The 20900-nt window shown below is 72.6% G+C and carries 16 protein-coding genes; 8 read left to right on the top strand and 8 right to left on the bottom strand.

The annotated features are described in order from the left end of the window. Positions 1–181: 181 nt before the first annotated feature. The gene (locus tag FYW99_RS16410; protein WP_150252904.1) at positions 182–2734 is read left to right on the top strand and encodes an ATP-binding protein; all 2553 of its coding nucleotides are present in this window, start codon (positions 182–184) and stop codon (positions 2732–2734) included. Then, entirely contained in the window at positions 2715–3410 is a 696-nt protein-coding gene (locus tag FYW99_RS16405) for a response regulator (RefSeq protein ID WP_150252903.1), read from the top strand. The genes FYW99_RS16410 and FYW99_RS16405 overlap by 20 nt, the downstream gene beginning before the upstream one ends. A gap of 107 nt (positions 3411–3517) precedes the next feature. Here FYW99_RS16405 and FYW99_RS16400 read toward each other — a convergent pair whose 3' ends face one another. Next, positions 3518–4447: an aminoglycoside phosphotransferase family protein gene (locus tag FYW99_RS16400; RefSeq protein WP_150252902.1), complete on the bottom strand. Its 930-nt coding sequence runs from the start codon at positions 4445–4447 to the stop codon at positions 3518–3520. A 360-nt stretch (positions 4448–4807) separates the two neighbouring features. Continuing rightward, positions 4808–5485 carry a sirohydrochlorin chelatase gene (locus FYW99_RS16395; protein ID WP_150252901.1) on the bottom strand — a complete coding sequence of 226 codons (678 nt, stop codon included), beginning with the start codon at positions 5483–5485 and terminating at the stop codon, positions 4808–4810. A gap of 922 nt (positions 5486–6407) precedes the next feature. Here FYW99_RS16395 and FYW99_RS16390 point away from each other — a divergent pair. From FYW99_RS16390 to FYW99_RS16375, 4 genes are all read left to right on the top strand, one after another. Then, positions 6408–7220, top strand: a complete 813-nt coding sequence (locus FYW99_RS16390) for a nucleotidyltransferase domain-containing protein (protein WP_150252900.1) — start codon at positions 6408–6410, stop codon at positions 7218–7220. 139 nt (positions 7221–7359) lie between these two features. Next, positions 7360–7914: a peptide deformylase gene (def, locus tag FYW99_RS16385; protein WP_150252899.1), complete on the top strand. Its 555-nt coding sequence runs from the start codon at positions 7360–7362 to the stop codon at positions 7912–7914. Between the two features lie 244 nt (positions 7915–8158). Continuing rightward, complete coding sequence (locus FYW99_RS16380) at positions 8159–9127, top strand: coiled-coil domain-containing protein (protein ID WP_150252898.1); 969 nt, start codon at positions 8159–8161, stop codon at positions 9125–9127. A gap of 204 nt (positions 9128–9331) precedes the next feature. Beyond that, the gene (locus FYW99_RS16375; protein ID WP_223839085.1) at positions 9332–9835 is read left to right on the top strand and encodes a tyrosine-type recombinase/integrase; all 504 of its coding nucleotides are present in this window, start codon (positions 9332–9334) and stop codon (positions 9833–9835) included. 137 nt (positions 9836–9972) lie between these two features. Here FYW99_RS16375 and FYW99_RS16370 read toward each other — a convergent pair whose 3' ends face one another. Then, positions 9973–10359 (bottom strand): VOC family protein, encoded by a 387-nt coding sequence (locus tag FYW99_RS16370; protein ID WP_150252896.1) that lies wholly within the window; start codon positions 10357–10359, stop codon positions 9973–9975. A 63-nt stretch (positions 10360–10422) separates the two neighbouring features. Between FYW99_RS16370 and FYW99_RS16365 the strand changes: the two genes are divergently transcribed. Further along, positions 10423–11388 carry a helix-turn-helix transcriptional regulator gene (locus FYW99_RS16365; RefSeq protein ID WP_150252895.1) on the top strand — a complete coding sequence of 322 codons (966 nt, stop codon included), beginning with the start codon at positions 10423–10425 and terminating at the stop codon, positions 11386–11388. Positions 11389–11641: 253 nt separating this feature from the next. On the opposite strand, the gene FYW99_RS16360 is transcribed toward FYW99_RS16365, so the two are convergent. The 3 genes from FYW99_RS16360 to FYW99_RS16350 form a co-directional block, all read right to left on the bottom strand. Further along, positions 11642–13012 carry an MFS transporter gene (locus FYW99_RS16360; RefSeq protein WP_190394683.1) on the bottom strand — a complete coding sequence of 457 codons (1371 nt, stop codon included), beginning with the start codon at positions 13010–13012 and terminating at the stop codon, positions 11642–11644. Positions 13013–13081: 69 nt separating this feature from the next. Further along, a complete protein-coding gene (locus FYW99_RS16355; protein ID WP_150252894.1) occupies positions 13082–13873 on the bottom strand; it encodes an alpha/beta hydrolase in 792 nt (263 codons plus the stop codon). A gap of 17 nt (positions 13874–13890) precedes the next feature. Beyond that, complete coding sequence (locus tag FYW99_RS16350; RefSeq protein WP_150252893.1) at positions 13891–15318, bottom strand: CPBP family intramembrane glutamic endopeptidase; 1428 nt, start codon at positions 15316–15318, stop codon at positions 13891–13893. 193 nt (positions 15319–15511) lie between these two features. Here FYW99_RS16350 and FYW99_RS16345 point away from each other — a divergent pair, with 193 nt between their 5' ends. Then, on the top strand, positions 15512–17896 hold the full coding sequence (locus FYW99_RS16345) for an elongation factor G-like protein EF-G2 (protein ID WP_150252892.1): 2385 nt from the start codon (positions 15512–15514) through the stop codon (positions 17894–17896). 264 nt (positions 17897–18160) lie between these two features. Here the strand turns inward: FYW99_RS16345 and FYW99_RS16340 are convergent, their stop codons facing one another. Together FYW99_RS16340 and FYW99_RS16335 are read right to left on the bottom strand one after the other, a co-directional pair. After that, positions 18161–18931 (bottom strand): M48 family metallopeptidase, encoded by a 771-nt coding sequence (locus FYW99_RS16340; RefSeq protein WP_150252891.1) that lies wholly within the window; start codon positions 18929–18931, stop codon positions 18161–18163. Positions 18932–18937: 6 nt separating this feature from the next. Beyond that, complete coding sequence (locus FYW99_RS16335; RefSeq protein ID WP_150252890.1) at positions 18938–20638, bottom strand: amidohydrolase; 1701 nt, start codon at positions 20636–20638, stop codon at positions 18938–18940. Positions 20639–20900: the final 262 nt, after the last annotated feature.

The raw sequence follows: 20900 nt of genomic DNA, 5'->3' as shown, positions 1-20900 counted from the left end.
CAATGCTCGTCGGCCGCGCGCGGCGGCCGGGCACCGCCCCGTCCCGTGTGGGAGGCCCGGGCGTGTGCGTCGGTATGTCACCCCAAGTATTCCCAACCGGAGCCGTCGCGTCATACCCGAGGCCGCAACCGGCCCGCGCCGTGTCCCGAACCGGCCGCGGCGGCCCTCCGCTGCCCCGACAATGGATGCCGTGGCACGAGGAAAGCTCCGTATCTACCTGGGATCGGCCCCCGGCGTCGGCACCACGCACAACGCCCTGGCCGAGGCCCGCAGCCGGGCCGAACGCGGCACCGACGTCGTGGTCGCGGCCGCCCACACCCACCGCCGCGCACGGACCTCCGCGCTCCTGGAGGGGCTGGAGCGGGTTCCACCGCTGCCGTCCGGCTCCGTGGACACCGCGACCGTGATCGCGCGCGCCCCGGCGACGGCGCTGGTCGACGACCTCGCCCGCGCCAACCCGCCCGGCTCGCCCAACGCCACCCGCTGGCAGGACGTGGAGGAGCTGCTGGAGGCGGGCGTCGACGTCCTGTCCACCGTGGGCATCCACCACCTGGAGTCCCTCAACGACGTGGTCCACCAGATCACCGGCGCGCGCCCCCGGCAGACCGTCCCCGACCACGTGGTGCGCCGTGCCGCGGAGGTCGAACTCGTGGACGTCACCCCCCAGGAGCTGCGCCGCAGGATGGCGCGCGGCGACATCCACCCGGCCGAGAGCGTGGACGCGGCCCTGGCCGACTACTACCGGGAGGGCAATCTGGCGGCGCTGCGCGAGCTGGCGCTGCTGTGGACCGCCGACCGGGTGGAGGAGAGCCTGGCCCGCTACCGCGGAGAGCACGAGATCCGGCGGACCTGGGAGGCCCGGGAACGGGTCGTGGTGGCGCTCACCGGCGGCCCCGAGGGTGAGACGCTGATCCGGCGGGCCGCCCGCGTGGCCGCCCGCTCCCGGGGCGGGCACCCCCAGCCCAGCCACCTGCTGGCGGTGCACGTGGTGCCGCCCAACGGCATGGCGCAGGCGCCCACCGACGACCTGCTGCGGCAGCGCAGGCTGCTCGTGGAGCTGGGCGGCACCTACCACCAGGTGGTCGGCAACGACGTGCCGACCGGGCTGCTGGAGTTCGCGCGGGGAGTGCAGGCCACCCAGATCGTGCTGGGGTCCTCGCGCCGCCGCACCTGGCAGTACGTGTTCGGCCCCGGGGTCGGGGCGATCGTGGCGCGCGACTCCGGGGACATCGACGTGCACATCGTCACCCACGAGCGGGTGGGCAGCGGGCGGTGGCCGCTGCCGCCGCCCGGCCGGGGGCTGGGCGAACACCGCCGGGTGACCGGCTGGTCGCTGGCGCTGCTGGCGCCCACCCTGCTGTCGTTGTTGATGGCGCTGCCCCTGTTCGAGGACGTGGGAGCGGCCTCGGACGCGATGCTCCTGCTGCTGGCCACCGTGGCCACCGCGGCGGTGGGCGGCCTGCGCCCCGCCCTGGTGTCGGCGCTGTGGAGCGCGGTGCTGCTCACCGTGCTGCTGTCCCCGCTGCACGGGCGGCCGCCGGTGTCGCTGGACAACATACTGGCGCTGACCGCGTTCGCCCTGGTGGGAGCACTGGTGGCGATCGTGGTGGAGATGGCGGCGCGCCGGTCGGCCCAGGCCGCGCGCGCCCGGGCCGAGGCGGACGCGGTGACGCTGCTGGCCAGCAGCGTCCTGGCGGGCAAGGAGCCCCTCCAGGCGCTGCTGCGGCGGATCCGGGAGACCTTCGGACAGCGGTCGGCGACCCTGCTGGAGCGGCTGGACGACGAGCGCTGGAGGGCGGCGCACAGCGTCGGCGCCCCGGCGTGCGAGTCCCCCGAGGAGTCGGACGTCCTGGTCTCGATCTCCGACAACCTGGCGCTGGCGCTGCGCGGCCGGGTGCTGCCCGCCGCCGACCGGGGCGTGCTGCGGGCCTTCGCCGCGCACATCGGCATCGCCCTGGAGCACCAGAGGCTGGAGTGGGACGCGGCCGAGGCGCGCGGCCAGGTGGCGGGCAACCGCATCCGCACGGCGCTGCTGGCCGCGGTCTCGCACGACCTGCGCACCCCGCTGACCTCGATCAAGGCGAGCCTGTCGAGCCTGCGCGCCACCGACATCACCCTCACCGAGGAGGACCGCGAGGACCTGCTGGAGACGGTGGAGGAGTCCACCGACCGGCTCAACCGGCTGATCGACAACCTGCTGGACATGAGCCGGGTGCACACCGACAACGTGCGCCCCAAGCTGCGCGCGGTGGGCCTGGAGGAGGTCGTGCCCGTCACCCTGCTGGGTCTGCCGCACGAGGCGGTCGTGGTGGACGTGCCCGACCGCCTCCCCCGCGTCCGTGTCGACGCCGGGCTGCTGGAGCGGGCGGTGGCCAACGTGATCTCCAACGCGGTCCGGTACAACCCGGACCCGCGCCTGCCGGTGCTGGTCTCGGCGAGCGCGCACGGCGGCAGCGTCCAGCTGCGCGTGGTGGACCGCGGGCCCGGAGTCTCCGACGAGGGCAAACAGCGCATGTTCGAGGCCTTCCAGCGCCTGGGCGACGCCCCCCAGGGCACGGGGGTCGGGCTGGGGCTGGCGGTCGCGCGTGGTTTCGTTGAGGCGATGCACGGCAGACTCGACCCCGAGGACACCCCCGGGGGCGGTCTGACCATGGTCTTCACGCTCCGTGCTGTGGAGAAGAGCGAGACGGACGCCGGAGACGGGAAGGGGACCGATGCGGGTCCTGGTCGTTGACGACGACATGCAGATCATCCGGGCGATGCGGATCAACCTGCGGGCGCGCGGGCACGACGTGGACACCGCGGCCGACGGGGCGTCCGCGCTGCGGCTGGCCGCGGACAACCACCCCGACGTGGTCCTGCTCGACCTGGGGCTGCCCGACATGGAGGGCATGGAGGTCATACAGCGGCTGCGCGGGTGGTCGCAGGTGCCGATCATCGTGCTGTCGGCACGGCACTCGGCCGGGGAGAAGGTGCGCTGCCTGGACTCGGGCGCCGACGACTACGTCACCAAGCCGTTCGGGATGGACGAGCTGCTGGCCCGCATGCGCGCGGCGGAGCGGCGGTCGGTGCGCGTCGACGAGGCCCCGGTGGTGCGCACGCCCTCCTTCACCGTGGACCTGGGCGCCAAGCGGGTGCTGCGGGAGGGTGAGGAGGTCCGGCTCACCCCGACGGAGTGGCACATCCTGGAGATCCTGGCCCGGCACGCGGGCCAGCTGGTCAGCCAGCGCCAGCTGCTGCACGACGTGTGGGGTCCGGCCTACCAGAGCGAGACCAACTACCTGCGGGTGTACATGGCGCAGCTGCGCCGCAAGCTGGAGCCCGACCCGGCGTGCCCGCGGTACCTGATCACCGAGGCGGGCCGGGGCTACCGCTTCGAGAGGGTCGGCTCGGCGCAGCCCGGGGACTGAACCCGTCGACCCGTGCCGGGACGGTCCGGGCGTCCGGGCCGCCCCGGCACGGGTCCGGACCGGCGGCGGCCGGGGCGGAGGTCATCGGCACAGGTGACCGGCGCGGGTCACAGGACGAAGGCCTCCCCCTCCGAGAGCTCGATGAGCATGTCGAACTCGTCGGTGCCGCCGTGGCCGCGGTTGGCCTTGGCCACCGCCAGGCAGGGCGCGAACGCGCGCGCCCACGCCATCATCCGGTCGCCGTCCACGCCGAGGACACCGGAGAGCGCGTCCACGCGCTGCACCACCTCGGGCAGGCTGGTGGCCTTCCACAGGGCCCAGTCCACGGCGTCGACCGCCGCGTCGCCCAGGCAGGCGCGCGGGTCGACGGCCACCAGGCCGCGCCGACCGCCGTCGATGACGTTGCCCGGGTGCAGGTCGCCGTGGACGGGCACGATGTCCACCGTGCCGTTGGCCAGGTCGCGGGCCCGGCAGAACCCCTGGTGCATGGCGGACGCGGACACCACCTCGGCGGCGGGCCCCTCGGCGCGCTCCCGGTTCCACAGGTCGAAGATGAACTGCACCCGCGAGGTCAGCGGACGCAGTTCGAGGAGTTCCCGCCGGGGCACCTCGACCGAGTGCAGCTGGGAGATGAGCGCGCCGACGGTCTCCATCGGCGGTACCCGCCCGCCCTCCACGACGGTGTCGCCATCGATCCACTCCATGAGGATGGCCCCCCGCGCGTCGTCGACCTCCCACACGCGGGGCACACGCCCGGAGGCCTCCCACATCCGCAGCACACGCGCCTCGGACGCGGCCAGGCCGGTGTCCGGGGAGAGCTTGAGGACCGCGCGGTCACCGTCCGGGCGCACGACGCAGACGACGACGGAGGTCCGGCCGTGGGGGGCCGGCCCCTCGACGGTCAGCCCCCACCCGGAGGCGATGTCGGCGACGATCCCCGGGAGTTCGGTCAGCCACTCGCCGACGTGGCTGCCGAAGCGCCGTTCCAGACGCCGACGCTGCCGGTCATCGACGAACTGCGCTGTGACGTCGTTCATACATCCACCTTAGGTTCGCTCGCGTCGATGGCGGGTCGGACCCCTCACGGGTCGGCGGAGCCGCGGACCGCACGGTCCGCGGGCACTGGCGCTGTTCGGGCCCCGGACCGGTCGCGGGGGATCCCCCGCGCCGACGGGGGGAGCAGGGGCCGCCGGAGGAGCCGCGTCCGGTCGCTGCCGCGCCGTACGGGAGGAGGCGCGGTACGGGTACCGCGTTTGTGGGTGCGGGGAGTTCCCGCCCGCTTGCCCCATACCCACCGGCGCGCTCCCGGTAACGGCACCGCGGCGCCCCGAACTCCTCCGATCACCCGCACGGTCGGCGGTGTCACCTTCGGTGTCGGCCCGTCGGGGCCCTCGGCTTCAGGCCAGGCGCCCCTTGGCCGCCCGGTGCTGGGCGAGGAGGGTGTCCACGACCAGTTCGGAGGGCCACAGGGGCTCGGTGATCGCGGTGACGTCCAGGCCCCGCAGCAGGTCGAAGTCGGGTCCGTCGACGAGCCTCCACGCGGCGACGGCGACGTTGTCCTGGCCGTGGCGGCGCAGCCGGTCGACGGCGTCCAGCACCGACGGCGCCCAGGTGCGCAGGTAGCCCACCTGGACCGGGGAGTCGAGGCGGCGGCTGAGCATGCGCGCCACGTCCATGACGACCTGGCGCTCCTCGGTGCCGGTGGTGCCGTCGGCGGCCAGGACCACGCCGTCGGACGAACCCCAGCCGGAGTCGGTCAGCCGCCCGGCGAGGTCGGCGACGATGGACGGGACCGCGCCCAGGGGCGGGGTCTGGCAGGAGTCGCGCATACGGCCGAGGTCGAGCCGGGAGAGCAGGTGGGCGCTGGCGACGTCGCCGCCCGCGACGAACGCGGGGACGACCACCTTGGGCCCCCGGACGGAGTGGACGGTGGCGGCGACGTCGTCGGGGCTGCCGAAGGCCGGGGTCACCGGCACCTCTCCCCTGCTGGCCACAGCCTCGGCCAGGCCCCACAGGGCTTCCCGGCGGTGGGTGTCACGTGAGTCGTCGGCTACGAGGACCATCGTCGGGACCATGCACGGCTCCTTCGGTACATCTGGGGGGAGAACTGCCCTTGCCCGCCGAGCGTAAAGCGGCTCAGTTTCACGGGGGTTCTGCCGTGTTACGCGGAGGAAAAAAGCGAACAATGGCTGTGGTGGTTATGACCACCGAGAGTCTCCGTGAACCATAACAATCGCCTAAAAAACGGGTCGTGTCCACTTCCGGGGGGAGTGGCGTACGACTCACGGGCACCGGAGGACGAAGGGGACTATCCTTGGCTCCGAGAGGGTCGACATCCCCCACCTGCCCCGACGATCCGCCCCTCCCTCCTCGCCCCGGCACCTGCCCCCGGCGGGACATGGCGGACGCCACACCCCATTCTTCGGCGGACGAATATCCGCTTTCGCCCGAACCTCTCTAGAGAAATACCCAGCAAAGTTTTTCTCATGCATTCGCCAGGTGCGGATGCACGTGCTGCGGAATGTGCGGCAGCCGCCCTGCCTGAGAGGACGCGGATTTTCGCTTCTCCTCGGAGCGTGCCGTTTCCGACCACCGTCCGGCCGCTGCCCGACCGCCGCCCGGCCCCCGGCGGCCGTTGTCCTGTCCCCGGCGGGTGCCCGTCCCGGCCCGGTGCGACACCGTTCCGTTCCGGCCGTCCCGGACCGCCCCGCACGCGCGCGAGGATCCCCTTGCACATCACGCCCCTTGCTGTCAAGGGTGCGCACTCCCCCAAGCTGCCATAGCCGCACACCACCTGACGTGGGGGGACAGGATGCGGGTCCGGCGTGATCACTTGCCATGACCCCCTCGGCCCGCTCACACTTGGTACAGATGGAGCGCGTACCCGCAGGCGGCACCCGCCGCGGGAACGCTCCGGGCCGCCGCACGACCGGACTCCCCACCTCCGGACGGGCCGCGCCCCCAGATCCGCACCGAACCATCCAGACTGGAGTGAGCATGGCCGTCCACCCTCGGGTGCAGACGCTGGCCCAGACCTTTCTCGCGCACGCCGACCAGGAGGCCCCCGGCCTGGTCGAAGGCCTCTACCTGACCGGTTCGGTCGCCCTCGGCGACTTCCGCCCCCACACCAGCGACGTCGACTTCGTCATCGTCACCGGTCACACGCCCGGCAGGCACGAGCTGGAGCTGCTGCGACGCGTCCACGCGCGCGCCCGCGCCGCCACCGGACCCCAGTTCAACGGCGTCCACGTCACCTGGGACGACCTCACCCGCGACCCCGCGGCCTGCGGCCCGGTCGCCTCGGTGATCGGCGGCCGGTTCCGCAACCGGGCCAGCGCCGACGTCAACCCCGTCACGTGGCACATCCTCGCCGAGCACGGAGTGACCGTGCGCGGCCCGCACCCGCTCGAACTGGACGTGTGGGACGAGCCCGAGAGCCTGCGCGCCTGGTCGCTGGGCTCCCTGGACGAGCAGTGGCGGCGCTGGCGCGAGAAGGCGGGCCGCCTGGTCACGCCCCGCGGCCTGGCCGCCCTGGGCTCCCTGGCGCCCTCCTGGAGCGTGCTGAGCGTCAGCCGCCTGCACTTCACGCTCAAGACCGGGGAGATCACCTCCAAGACCGGCGCGGGCACCTACGCCCTGCACGCCTTCCCCGACCGGTGGCAGCGCATCGTCAACGAGTGCCTGCGCGTGCGCCGCAACGTCAGCGCGCCCTCCCTGTACGAGAGCGCGCTGGCCCGGCGCAGGGCCGCCCTGGACTACATCGAGATGGTGCTGGACGACTCCCTGCGCCCCGGCCTGGCCGCGGCCTGAGCCGTTCGGAGCCACCGCCGGGGCCGCTGGGGCCCGAACCGTCCTTGGACGGGCGGGAGGAGTTCCCCGTGCGGTCGCCGAGGTCCGGATTCTCCGCTTGCGTACCGCCAGGAGCACGCTCCCGACTACCCTGGGGCACATGACCATGCGCCCCATCGTCCGTTTCGGCGACCCCGTCCTCGTCACGCCCACCACCCCCGTCACCCGGTTCGACAAGCACACCCAGGCGCTGGTGGACGACCTCCTGGAGACGGTCGAGGCCCCTGGGCGTGCGGGCCTGGCGGCCAACCAGATCGGCGTGGGCCTGCGCGTGTTCAGCTACAACGTCGAGGGTCGGCTCGGCTACGTGATCAACCCGCGGATCGCCGAGCTGTCGGAGGATGTCCAGGAGGGCGACGAGGGCTGCCTGTCGGTCCCCCAGCTGTGGTACCCCGCCACACGGGCCGAGCGCGCCGTCGTCACCGGGGTGGACCTGCGCAACGAGCCGGTCACCGTGGAGGGGACCGGATTGATGGCCCGCTGCCTCCAACACGAGACCGACCACCTCGACGGCATGGTCTACATCGAGCGGCTGACCCCGCAGACGCGCAAGCGGGCCCTGCGCGACATCCGCCGCTCGGACTGGTTCATGCCGACCGAACCGCCCGAGGCCGCGGGCGTGCGGCTGCCCAGCGCCTTCGGCGGCGCGAGCTGACGCTCCTCCCGGCTCCGGTCCGGTGGGCCCCGATCCGGGACGGCTGGCCGGGGTTCGGTCGGGTCCCCGGCTCCGGGTATCTTCGGACACATCCCCGCGCAGTCTCCCAAGTCACGTGAGTAACGCACTAGGCATGTAACGCCAAGATCTCGTATGGTCTGCTGAGCATCTCCCGTCGCCGCGGCGCCCCCCGTTCACATGCCGCAGGCCAACCGGATGCGCTCGGACCATCCTCGGAGCAGACATGACACCCACTTCTCCCTCATTCACGCGCGGCAGGCGTGCCGCTCTGTCCCTCACCGCCCTGGCGGCGACCCTGCTGGTCGCCCTGCCCGGAACGGCGCTGGCGGAGCCGGACAACGACGAGGTGGACATCGACGAACTGAACCGGCGGGCCGAGGAGCTGGAGGAGAGCTACGACGGAGAGCTCCTCCAGTTCAACGAGATCAAGGAGCGCGTGGACAGGGCCGAGGAGGACCTGGAGGAGGTCGAGGAGCGCCTGGCGGCCTCCCGGAGCGGCGTGTCCACCATCGCCTCCACCCAGTACAAGAGCGGCGGCGGCCTCGACCCGGAGTTCCGGGTCATCTTCTCCAGCGACCCGGAGAGCATGTTCTCCGACGCCGCGACCCTGAGCTACCTCGGGCAGAGCCAGTCCGACCAGATCTACGAGCTCATCCAGACGCGGGACGAGGCCGCCCTGGTCAACGAGGAGCTCCAGACCGAGCTGACCGAGGCCGAGGAGCTCATCGAGACGCTGGAGGAGGAGCGCGACGAGGTCGAGGCCAAGATCGAGGAGTACGAGGCGGAGCAGATCCCCGAGACCCCGGGCAACGGCAGCATCCCGGCCAGCGCGCAGGGCTGGGGCTGGGACGGGGCCACGCCGCGCATGGCGGCGATCCGCGACGAGATCGTGCAGAACTTCGGCGCCCCCTACCCGGTCGGCTGCCTGCGCTCCAGCGCCGACGACCACGGCTCGGGACGGGCCTGCGACTTCATGATGAGCGCGGGCGGCGCCATGCCCTCGGCGGCGAACCAGTCCCTGGGCTCGCAGATCTCCCAGTACGGGATCGACAACGCCGACCGGCTGGGCATCAAGTACATCATCTGGGAGCAGCAGATCTGGCACTCCGCGTCACGTCAGTGGAAGTGGATGGAGGACCGCGGCAGCAACACCCAGAACCACTACGACCACGTGCACATCTCGTCGTACTAGCGGGGGGACGGATCCCGTCCACTGCGGGATCCGCCCCCCTCACGAAAGACGTATGAGCTGGTCAATCACGGTTGCTGCCTCCTCCTCTCCCCTCGCGTTGCACCGCATCGGCCACGTCCGCCGACCTGCGTCCTTCCGCGTCCCACCCCACGCTCCTCGCATCCGACGCGTGAGTTCCGCATCAGATGCGAGGAGGTCTTCCGGGTGGAACGGGTGACCTGTCGAAGGCGCCGCGCGCCTGGTCCCGACCGGGGGGTGCCGCCGCATCCGTCTGAAGCGGTGTTCGGCGCGACGTTCACCGGGTGGCGGCGCCGGCAGCTCAGCCGTCACCCGGCCACGACGACGATCACGGCCCGGCTGGGCCCCGTCCGCCGGTTCGCCGGTCACCACGACGAACCCGGCCTACCGGAGATCCTGCATCCGCACAGCCTGCGGCACTCCTACATCGCCCACCTGATCAGGGACGGATCCGACTCCCGCTTCGTCCAACAGCGGGTCGGGCACGCCCGGGTCTCCACGACCGCCACCTACACCCACACCGGCTCCCCCTTCATGGACCACGCCCGCCCACTCCTCCGCCGGCCTTGGCGCCCGCTCGGGCTCGCACCCGGCCCAGCGGAGCAGTGGGCGCAGATCGTCGGCGGCAAGGGGGCTCGCTACAGCCCGTCGATTCACCAGTCGTCGACCGGAGGATCGCGAAAACGGTAACCGGTGGGCCCGCTTCCCGACGGTCCGGAAGCGGGCCCAGCAGCCAGCGAGTGCTTGCCTCCTGACAGAGGCCACACCCTCAGACACGAGACCGGATTCGCTCTGCTTTGTGGCCTCGGGAGGACCGGGCCGACTGCTCAGACCAGGGTGGAGACGCAGAACGGATGTCCGGCGGGGTCCAGTAGAACCCTCCACCGATCGGGCTCGGGCTGGCTCGACGGCTCGGTCGCGCCCAGGGCCAGGAGCCTGGCTTGGGCGGCGTCCAGGTCGTCGACGCCCAGATCGAGGTGCGCCCGCTTCTCCTGGGCGGGATCCGGCCAGGTGGGCCGCTGGTAGCCCGGCAGCCGGGAGAAGCCCAGCCCGGCCGCCCCCTCCTGGCCGAGCAGGACGAAGTCGTCGCTGGAGTAGGCGACGGGCAGGCCGAGGGCTTCGCCGTAGAAGCGGGCCAGCTTGGCGGGGTCGGGGCAGTCGAAGGTGACGGCCGCGTAGCGCATCGTGGGTACGGAGGTGGTCTCAGTGCTCATGGGCAGCACGTTAGGACGCGACCAGGACAGGTTCGGTCCTGGTCGTGGGAGAGACTTCGGGACGTGATCAGTACATCCGCCCGACTGCTGCACCTGCTCTCGCTGCTGTCCGATCGGCCGTCGTGGACCTGCGGCGAGCTGGCCGAACGCATGGCGGTCAACGAGCGCACGGTCCGGCGCGACGTCGCCAGGCTCCGGGAACTCGGCTACGGAGTCGAGTCCGACCCCGGACCATGGGGCGGCTACAGCCTCGGTGGCGGTGCCCGGATACCGCCGCTGGTCCTTGACGACGAGGAGGCGTTGGCCGTCGCCGTCGGGCTGCGCGAGGCGGCGCTGAGCGGCGTTCTCGGAAGTGAACAGGCCGCGTTGTCGGCCCTGTTGAAGCTGCGGCAGGCCCTGCCGTCACGGGTCTCGGGCCGACTCGGTGAGATGGACTCAGCCTTCGTGCACACGGCCAGGCCGGACCAACCACAGATCGCCCCCGGCGTGCTGCTGGAACTGGTCACCGCGTGCCGCCGGGGCGAGCGCGTCCGCTTGTCCTACCGCGACCGGAAGGGACGGGCCACGGATCGGGACGCCGATCCCTACCGCCTGGTGCACACGGGCCGCCGCTGGTACTTCGTGGCCCGCGACGTGGCACGCGACGAGTGGCGGACGTTTCGAGCCGACAGGGTCGAGCGGATACGGCCGACCGGGCACGCGGTCGAGCTGGTGGATCCGCCCGACCCGGCACGGCTCGTCTCCGGTGCGCTGGCGAGCGGTGTGTATCCGCTCCATGCGACGATCCACCTCCCGCTGCCGATGGAACAGGCGGTCCAGCTGATCCCACCGACGGTCGGCACCCACCGCCCCGAGGGCTCCGAGGCCACCGTTGTCGATATCGGCGGACCCGACGCGGACGGCCTCGCCCGGTACCTGCTCGGCCTGGCCACCCCGTTGCGTGTCCTGGCACCAGAGGAGGTGCGGGAAGCGCTGGCTCGCCGCGCCCGCGAGCTGTTCGACGGCAACGTGGACGGTCGGTCTCCGTAGAGCAACGCTGTGAGGGGGAACCATCGAAGCCACGGCCTGGCGCCCCCGAGAACCGTGAGCATGCGCGCAGGTTGGAAAAGACCCTCCACCGCTATGGACGCCGGAAACGGGCCTGAACTGCGATGATCTTGTACTTGTCGCGGGGTTGGACGGTCGAGGCGCGCTACAGGTACAAGATCACGGCGGAGGGGTCGGGCCGCGGCGGACCTCTGCGGTCACGGCACCGGCAGTCCGCGGCCCTACCGGGTCTGGCTCAGCCGCGGGGGCGGGCTCCGCGCGTCGCGCGCCCGCCGAGGGCGAGCGGCACCGAGGCCAGCAGCGCCACGGCCGTGACCGCGAACGCGGGCCCGTAGCCCGTCAGCTGGATCAGCAGCCCCAGGACCATCGCCCCGGCTCCCGAACCCGCGTCGTAGCCGATGTTCCACACCGCGCTGGCCCGGCCGTACCCGGCCGGACCGGCGCGGTTCAGCATGAGGGTGACGGTCTCGTTCTGGACCGCGCCGAAGCCGAGGCCGAACACGGCCGCCCCCAGGAGCACCAGCAGCGCCGTCCCGGTGCCCGGGGCGTCCCCGACCGACCACAGCGCGGCGGTGACCAGGGCCATCCCCGCGACAGCACCGACCATGCCCGGCAGCAGCAGGAGGGTGCGCCGGTGGCGGTCGTGCAGTATCCCGGCGGTCCAGCGGCCGGCCACCACCGCCAGCGCGTAGGCGGCCAGGGCGCCGCCCACCAGCCACGCCGCCTGGGCCAGGGGGATGGCCAGGAAGGTGATGATCGCGCTGGCCGAGGAGGCGGTCAGCAGCATGAGCACCAGCGGCACCGCCAGCGCCCGCAGCAGCGGACGGTTCGAGGACGCGTCCGGGGCGGAGCCGGGGTCGGCCTCCAGGGCGACGGGCCGGACCGGGCTCCGCAGCGCCGACCGGTTGCGGCCGCCGTCGGCGTACCAGATACCCCAGGCCAGGACCCCGCCCAGGACCGAGCACAGACCGGTGAGCCAGAACGCGGTGTCGAAGCCGATGTTGAGGGCCAGCGCCACACCGCCGGGCAGGATGAGCACCTGCGGCAGGCCGACCGCCAGCCCGTAGTAGCCGGTGGCCCGGCCGACCTGGTGGTGCGGGACCAGGCGGGCGGCGAGCACGGTTCCGGCGACGCTGACCATGCCGAAGCCGACGCCGCGCACCGCCGAGACGGCCACCAGCGGGCCGAGGTCGGCGGTCAGGGCGAACAGCGGGGTGGGGAGTCCCATCACCAGAGCGCCGACCGGGAACGCCCAGCGGTAGCCGCCCCTCTCCAGCAGCCAGGGCATGGCGAGCTGGGTGAGCACGGTGGTGAGCATGAAGGCGGCGGTGGTGCTTCCGGCGCCGAACTCGCCCGCGCCGCCGCGGGTGGCCCACAGGGGGACTAGGGGCAGGACGGCCGCGAAGCCGCAGAGACCGACCGCGGTCGCCGCGATGAGCAGGGCGAAGCCCCGTCCGCGCAGGCCCGGGAGAGCGGGCGGGGTGTCGCGGGTGGTGCTGGTGCCGTTGGCGGTGTCGCTGGTACCGCTGTCGTCGGCCGCGGCCCCGGTCGAGGCCGCGTCCGACGGTGTTCCGTTCCCGGATGAGGACGAACGAGATCGGATCATCCGTCCTTTCTAGCCGACACGTGCACACCTGTCGACGCGGCGCTGATCCGCCCTGCTCAGCCGCCCTGCTCAGCCGTCCTCGCCGCCGACCTTTCCGACGAGCCAGTCGCGGATGCGCACGGTCAGCTCCGGGGTCACGGCGCGTTCGGCGTGCCCCATCCCCGGGATGATCCACAGGTCGCGCGGTTCCCGGGCGGCGTCGTGGATGGCGGTGGCGTGGGAGACGGGGAAGTAGGCGTCGGAGTCCCCGTGCACGACCAGCAGGGGTGTCGGGGAGATCTCCCCGGCGATCTCCCGGGGTTCGGCGGGCATGGGGTCCCACTCGCGGTTGATGACCCTGACCTTGCGGAAACTGCGCAGGAACAGGCGTCCCGCTCTGCGGCCGATGGCCAGGTGGAGCAACCGCATGGCGCGCGTCCCCCTGTAGTACCAGCGGCTGGGGCCGCTGACCGAGACCACCGCGTCCATTCCGCCGTAGATGGCGGCGTGCCGGATCGCGACGGCCGCGCCCATCGAGAACCCCACGGAGGAGAGGGAGGTGTAGCCGAGTTCCCGGAGGCGGACGGCGACGGCCTCCAGGTCGTGGATCTCCGCGTTGCCGACGGTGCTGAGCCCGCCGGAGCCGTGGTGGCCGCGGAAGTCGAAGGTCATCACGTCACCGAAGGCGAGCAGCGCGTCGGCGACGGCACGCGTGCTCGGGTTGCGGTGGGTGCCGGTGAACCCGTTGGCGAGGATCACGGCGGTGGTACGGGGCTCTGCGCCGCGCAGGAGCACGGCGTCGATCTCGACCCCGTCGGAGGTGGTCAGCCGGCAGCGGTGCTCACGGGGTTGGGCGCGAGGGTGGTCAATGGCGTCGGACACCCCACCATCGTGCCCGATCAGCTCCAGCGGTCGGGGGCGGACCCCGGTGTGGTGTTTCCGTCACCGTAACGGCGGTCGATCCACTCGTCCGGGTACAGGCGACCCCCTCCGGGGCCTTCGTCGCGACGGCCGCCGCCCAGGAAGTCGTCGTGGGAGAAGTCTCCCGGGGTCTGCTGGGGAGGGAACGGGCCGCCGTGGGAGGGGCTGGGATGGACGGGGCCGGGGTGGTCACCGTGGCCTGAGGAGGGTGGTTCCCCCGTGGACAGGCCGCTGTACAGGTCCTGCTGGCCCTGTCGGGGGGTGCCGCCGTGGGCGTAGGGGTCTCTGTGGCCGAAGCTCCCGCCCCGGGCCGGGAGGTCCCCGTAGACGGAGGTACCGCTGTGACCGGGGGTGTCACCGTAGCCCGAAGGGGCTCTGTGGGATGGAGTTCCGTGGGCGGGAGTCCCCACGCCCGGCGGCGGGGGCGCCGTGCCCGCTCGCCCGTCCGCGCCCTCGTCCGCCTCGACGCCGGTCAGCGGCAGTTCCCCGGTGTCGGGCCCGTCCTCGTGATCGTACTCGTGGTCGTCGTACTCGTCGTAGGCGTCGGAGTCCCCCTCCTCGTCCCCCTCCTCCTCTCGGTACTCCCGTTCCCCCGCCTCGCGGACGTCGGCGGGCGGGAAGACCAGGGAGCGCAGGTTGAGCGCCACGTGGACCAGGACCGGCACCCAGACGCTTCCGGTCCCCAGGTACAGAACGGTGAAGAGGGTGCCGAACGCACCGGCACTGACCAGGCCCCACCAGCCCTGGTAGAGGTGCGCCACGGAGAACAGCAGCACCGACAGCACGGCGGCGATCCACAGCGGGACGCCCATGCTGGCGACCAGGAGGATGAACAGGCCCCGGTAGAGCAGTTCCCCGAACACGCCCCCGGTGACGGCCACCCCGGCGGCCATCGCCCGTTCGGCGGTGGTGCGCGGTGCGAGCAGCCCCCGGTCGCGTTCGGGTTCGGGGAGGCGGAGCGGTGCGGCGGAGAGCCGCCCGCGCGCGCCCTTGCCCCGGGCGCGCTGTCCCCTCCCGCCGCGGTCGCGGCCGCGGCGGGAGCGCCGTGGCCCCTTCGGGAGTCCGTTGACCAGCAGCCAGAACACCGTGAGGGCGAGCAGTCCGCCGACGGCGCCGCCCGCGATCGGCTCCCACGCGTCGGGCAGGCGCAGCCCCAGGTCCGCGGCGACCAGGTTCGGCGAGAGCAGCAGCACCCCGAAGACCACCAGGCCCCACAGCACGTGGATCCCCATGGTGACGGCGTGCAGGAGCGTGAGGGCCCGCGCGTCGCCGTCGCGTCTACGGGACAGCCACGTGAACGCCCTCCTGCCGAGGAGGGGCTCGCCGAGCGCCGCGAAGAGGAGCAGCAGGACCGTCAGAACGGTCCCGGCGAGGCTGAACTGAGGGAGAGACTCCGACCATGGCACGGGGCAATAGTAGAGGTCCGAAACGAGTCATAGTGCACATGCCGTATTTCACCCACGGACTGTTCCGCCCCCTGACCACCTCTTGCCGTGCGGCCCGAGAAGGGTGACCGTAGAAGTGGTACAGGTCACACCGCGGACGGGCTGTCCGTTCCGCGCGGCCACCGCTCGGACCCCGAAGGGCTGGGTAGCAGGGATGGCAGATCGCAACGTCAACGGAACCGGAGCCTCAGCCGGAGCCGTACCGAGGGCCGACGGGCCCCGGAACATCCGCAACGTCGCGCTGGTCGGACCGTCCGGCGCCGGTAAGACGAGTCTGGTCGAGGCGCTGCTCACCGCCGCCGGGGAGATCAACCGCCCCGGCAGCGTCGAGGAGGGCACGACCGTCAGCGACCACGACGGGGTCGAGATCCGGCAGGGGCGGTCGGTCAACCTCACCGTCAACCCGGTCATGGTCGGCGACGTCAAGGTCAACCTGCTGGACACGCCCGGGTACGCGGATTTCATCGGGGCGATGCGCGCCGGGCTGCGCGGGGCCGACGCCGCCCTGTTCGTCGTGTCCGCCCTGGAGGGCGTGGACGGCCGCACCCGCGTGCTGTGGGAGGAGTGCGCCGCCGTCGGCATGCCCCGGGCGGTGGCCGTCACCAGGATCGACCACCCGCGCGCGGACTACGACGAGGTGGTCGCCCGGTGCCAGGAGGCCTTCGGTACGGGCGTCCACCCCGCCTACGTCCCCGCGGTGGAGGGCACGGGGGACGACCGCCGCGTGGTCGGTGTGTGGGGGCTGGTCTCCGAGCGGTACTACGACTACTCCGGGTGCCCTGACGGCTCTGACACCTCTGGCAGGTCTGCTGGCGCTGGCGGTTCCAAGCGCTCGGAGCGGCCCGGGCGCCCCCAGCGCTCCGACCACGCCGGAGGGGGCGGGCCCGCGTCCGTCCCCTCAGCGCGTCCGGTGCCGGACTGGCTGCGCGAGGCGGCGGGCCCGCTCCGGGAGACCCTCATCGAGGAGGTCATCACCGAGAGCGAGGACGAGGCCCTCATGGAGCGCTACATGGAGGGCGGCGAACTCGACCCCGACCTGCTCATCGACGACCTCAAGAAGGCGGTCGCCGCGGGCGGCTTCCATCCCGTCCTGGCGATCAGCACCACGACCGGGGTGGGCGTGCGCGAGCTGCTGCGTGAGCTGCCGCTCTCGTGCCCGGATCCGACCCGGCGCCCGTTTCCCGAGACCTTCACGTCGGAGGGTGGACCGGTGGCGGGGCTGTCCTGTGATCCGGACGGCCCTCTCGTCGCGGAGGTCCTCAGCACCGCCGGAGACCCGTACGTGGGGCGGGTGAGCCTGGTGCGCGTCTTCTCGGGGAGCCTGAGCCCCGACACCCGTGTCCACCTGCACGGCCACGGGGTCCCGTGCGGACTGAACGGCCAGGACGAGCTGGACCGGACCGGCAACGACGAGCGCATCGGGGCGCTGTCCGTGCCGCTCGGCCGCGGGAACCGGCCTGTGGACCGGGTGGCCGCCGGAGACCTGTGCCTGGTGGCGAAGCTGCCCGACGCCCGCACCGGCGACACCCTCTCCGAGCCGGAGCGCCCGCTGCGCGTGGCGCCGTGGCGCTTCCCCCGGCCGCTGTTGCCGGTGGCGGTGAGCGCGGCGTCCTCGGGGGACGAGGACAAGCTGTCGCAGGCGGTGGCCCGGCTGGTGGCGGAGGACCCGTCGCTGCGGGTGGAGGTGAACGCCGAGACCCACCAGATGGTGCTGTGGAGCCTGGGCGAGGCGCATCTGGACGCCGCCTTGGACCGGTTGGAGCACCGGCACGGGGTGCGGGTCGAAACCGGGGAGGTGCGCGTGCCGCTGCGGGAGACCTTCGCCGTTCCGGCACAGGGCACGGGGAGGAACGTGAAGCAGAGCGGCGGGCACGGGGAGTTCGGTGTCTGCCGGATCCGCGTGGAGCCGCTGGAGTCGGGCGCGGGTCTGGAGTTCGTCGACGAGATCGTGGGCGGGGTGGTGCCCCGCCAGTTCGTGCTGTCCGTGGAGAAGGGCGTGCGTGCGCAGATGGCGGACGGCGTCGGGACGGGGGCCGGTGTGAGGGGTGGCACGGGGCCGGGGCCGGGGCCGGGGCCGGGGTCGGGGTCGGGAGACGGCGCGGGGCCCGGGTCGGGGACGGGGTACCCGCTGGTGGACATCCGGGTGACGCTCTACGACGGCAAGGCGCACTCGGTGGACTCCTCCGACATGGCCTTCCAGAAGGCGGGGCGCCTGGCGCTCAGGGACGCGGCGGCCGCGGCGCGGTTGGCGGTGCTGGAACCGGTGGACGAGGTGTCCGTGGAGGTGGACGACGCCTACCTGGGCGCGGTGTTGAGCGACCTGTCGGCCAGGCGCGGACGGGTGGTGGGGACCGAGGCGGCGGGGGGCGGCCGGGCGGTGGTGCGCGCGGAGGTGCCGGAGTTGGAGATCACCCGGTACGCGGTGGAGCTGCGGTCGATCTCGCACGGCACGGGGGTGTTCAGCCGGGAGTACGTGCGGCACGAGCCGCTGCCCGCGCAGGCCGCGGCTCGGCTGGCGGGTCGGGGCAAGGGCGGATAGGGCCGGAAGAGCGGATAGGGCCGGAGGAAGGGGAGTAGGGAGAGGGGAGTGCTCCCAGCCCGGCACTCGGGGTCGCGCGTCGGCCCGTGCCCCGCCTCGACCCGGGGCGGACCGCTTCCCCTCCGGGGCTGCGACCACACAGGTTCGCTGTGGCCCGTCCCCTCCGCCGTGATCTTGTACTCATGGCGAGTCTCGACCGCCCACCCTCGCTAAGACGCAGGTCAGAACCCTCGTGTCACACCAGCAACAGTTCCGGCCAGCCCACTAGAAGACCCTTCCCGGTCTGCTCCGGTCGGCCAGGGCGGCGAAGCGGAACGTGTTCACGGGGTGGCTGGACAGGAGGTTGACCAGCAGCACGAAGAAGCCCGTGTCGGTGCGGGCGCGGTCGGCGATGTCGTGGAAGTCCACGGCCGGGTACAGGTACTTGCCCGCGGCGAGCACCCGCAGCCCCTGCATGCCCTCGGGGCAGAACGCGTGGGCGTGGTTGTCCGCGGTGTACTCCTGCGCGCGGCTCAGGCTGGTGCCCACGCCGGGGATCACGTTGGCCACCGAGATCCCGAACTGACGCCAGAACGACGTGTGACCGGCGGCGATGTGGCCGACCTCGTGGCCGATCACGAACCGCAGCGTGTCGGCGTCGGCCAGCCGGTCGCCCACCTCGAACAGGTCACTGGTGACGGCCACGTAGCGCCGGAAGCCGTGCCCGGAGGCAAACGCGTTGAGCTCGCCGTTGCCCAGCACGACGTAGGCCTCGGGCACCTGCCGCATGCGGAACGCGGCGGCGGCCTCGGCGACCATCCGGTACGCCTCGGGGAACTGGCGCTCGGTGATGCGCACCCCGTTGACCCGCTGGCGCGCGTACAGCTGTCCGCGCACGAAGTACACGAGCGCGGGGATGCTCAGCAGGAGCAGGGGCTCGTTGGGCTCCCCCGAGTAGGCGCGGCTGACCGCGCCCACGACGGCGAGCAGGGTCACCCCCACGCACACGACCAGAAGGGGGATCTCCCGGGGATGGCGCAGCCGGCGTTCCCCCATCCGTGGTCAGAGGCGGTACTCGGAGTCGGGCCGGTCGTCGTCGGGGGGCGGGGGCGGGCCCCCGTAGGAGGGACCGGACGGCGGGCGCGGCCGGTCGTCGTCCTCCAGCAGCGCGGCCATGTCCGCGGACAGCGTGGACTCCTCGGTCTTGCCGTCGCGCCACTCCTGCCGGTGCTCCTCGTCCTGGGCCTCCATCACGGCGTCCATGTCGGCGTCGTAGGTGGACTTGGCCCGATCCTCGTCCGGGGCGGGCCAGGAGGACTGGACCCGCTCCTCACCCGGGGCGGGCCAGGAGGACTGAGCCCGCTCCTCGTCCGGCGCCGGCCAGGAGGAGGCGAGGTAGGCGCTGTCGTAGGCGTCGTTGGGCGTGTCCTCGGCCGCCGCCTTCGGGCTGTCGTCGCCCAGGTAGGACAGCGCGGCCACGGTGATCGCGGCGAGCCCGGCGCGCAGGGTGGGTTCCCGGGCGGGCGCGAAGAACGGCGAGTGGGTGCTGGGGACGTTGCCCATCTTCTCGTACGGGGTGTCGCCGGGAGCGGCCTCCCACACGTCGTGGGGGGTGGCGCCGACGAACCAGAACACGTACGGGATCGGCTGCGGGTCGCCGGGCAGGCCGAAGTAGCTGAAGTCCTCGGTCGCCGGGAACGGGTCGGGCAGGTGGATGACGTACTCGTCGCCGAAGTAGGCGTGGTGCGCGGCGGCCACGTCGGCGGTGCTCTGGGGGTCGTTGCGGGTGACCCCCGCGCCCTGGAAGCGCTCGATCTCGGGTTCGCGGGCGGCTCCGGAGGCGGCGGCCTCGGCGCGCACGATCCGCTCGATGGCCTCTTCCAGCTGGGCGGACACGTTGTCGTTGAGGGCCCGGGTGTTGATCTCCAGGTAGGCCTCGTCGGGGATGATGTTGGCCTTCGTCCCCGCCTGGATCCTGCCGACGGTGAGCACCGCCATCTCGCTCGGGCTGACCTCGCGGGAGACCACGCCCTGGAGGCGGGTGACGATGCTCGCGGCGATGAGCACCGGGTCCACGGTCGTGTTCGGCTGGGAGGCGTGTCCCCCCTCCCCGTACACGCGCACGCGGTAGGAGTTGGAGGCGCCGAGGATGACCCCGGCGCGGTGGGAGATCAGTCCGGCGGGCTGCGGGCCCAGGTGCTGGCCGAGGATGACGTCGGGGCGGCCGAACCGGTCGAACAGCCCGTCCTCCAGCATGGCCTGCGCCCCGTCGAGGGTCTCCTCGCCCGGCTGGGCGACGATCATCACGGTCCCGGCCCACTCGTCGCGGGTCTCCGAGAGCAGGTCGGCGGCTCCCACCAGGCAGGCGGTGTGGGCGTCGTGCCCGCAGGCGTGCATGACGGGGACCTCGGCGCCCTCGTCGTTGGCGGTGCGGGCGGTGCTGGCGTAGGGCAGCCCGGTCCTCTCCTCCAGCGGGAGCGCGTCCATGTCGGCGCGCAGCATCACCGTGGGGCCCGGACCGTTGCGCAGGATGCCGACCACGCCGGTCCCCCCGACCCCCTTGTGGACCTCGTAACCGGTCCGGGTGAGCCACTCGGCGACACCGCTGGCGGTGCGGTGCTCGGCATGGGAGAGCTCGGGGTTCTTGTGCAGGTCGACGTAGAACCCCTCCACGAGCGGGAAGAGCTCGTCGAGGAGTCGCATGACCACGTTCCCGTGCTGAGCGGCACGGTTGGGGTCCACCGCGTGCGGCACGGCTTCCACCGCCTTCTTCCGTATCTCGACCGGGTCGGAACCGCCCGTCTGACGAGAGCAGCCTAGCGGCGCGTCCGCCACGGCCACACAGTCAGCCGCGTGACCTCCACCGTTCGGATCCGGAGCAGACCGGACCCGTCACCCTCCGTGGAAGGCGGTGGCGCGGATGGGTTAGTGTCTGCACACGGAAAGCTACCCCCAGCCGAGCCGCTCGTGCCACACATGTTTCACGAGCCCCAACCTCACCTCAACCGAGGCAGGACTCCGGCGG

The sequence above is a fragment of the Nocardiopsis deserti genome (assembly GCF_008638355.1).
In the GTDB taxonomy this organism is placed as follows: domain Bacteria; phylum Actinomycetota; class Actinomycetes; order Streptosporangiales; family Streptosporangiaceae; genus Nocardiopsis; species Nocardiopsis alborubida.
The sequence above is the reverse complement of the archived record's forward strand: the minus strand, read 5'-3'. Positions and strand labels throughout refer to the sequence as shown.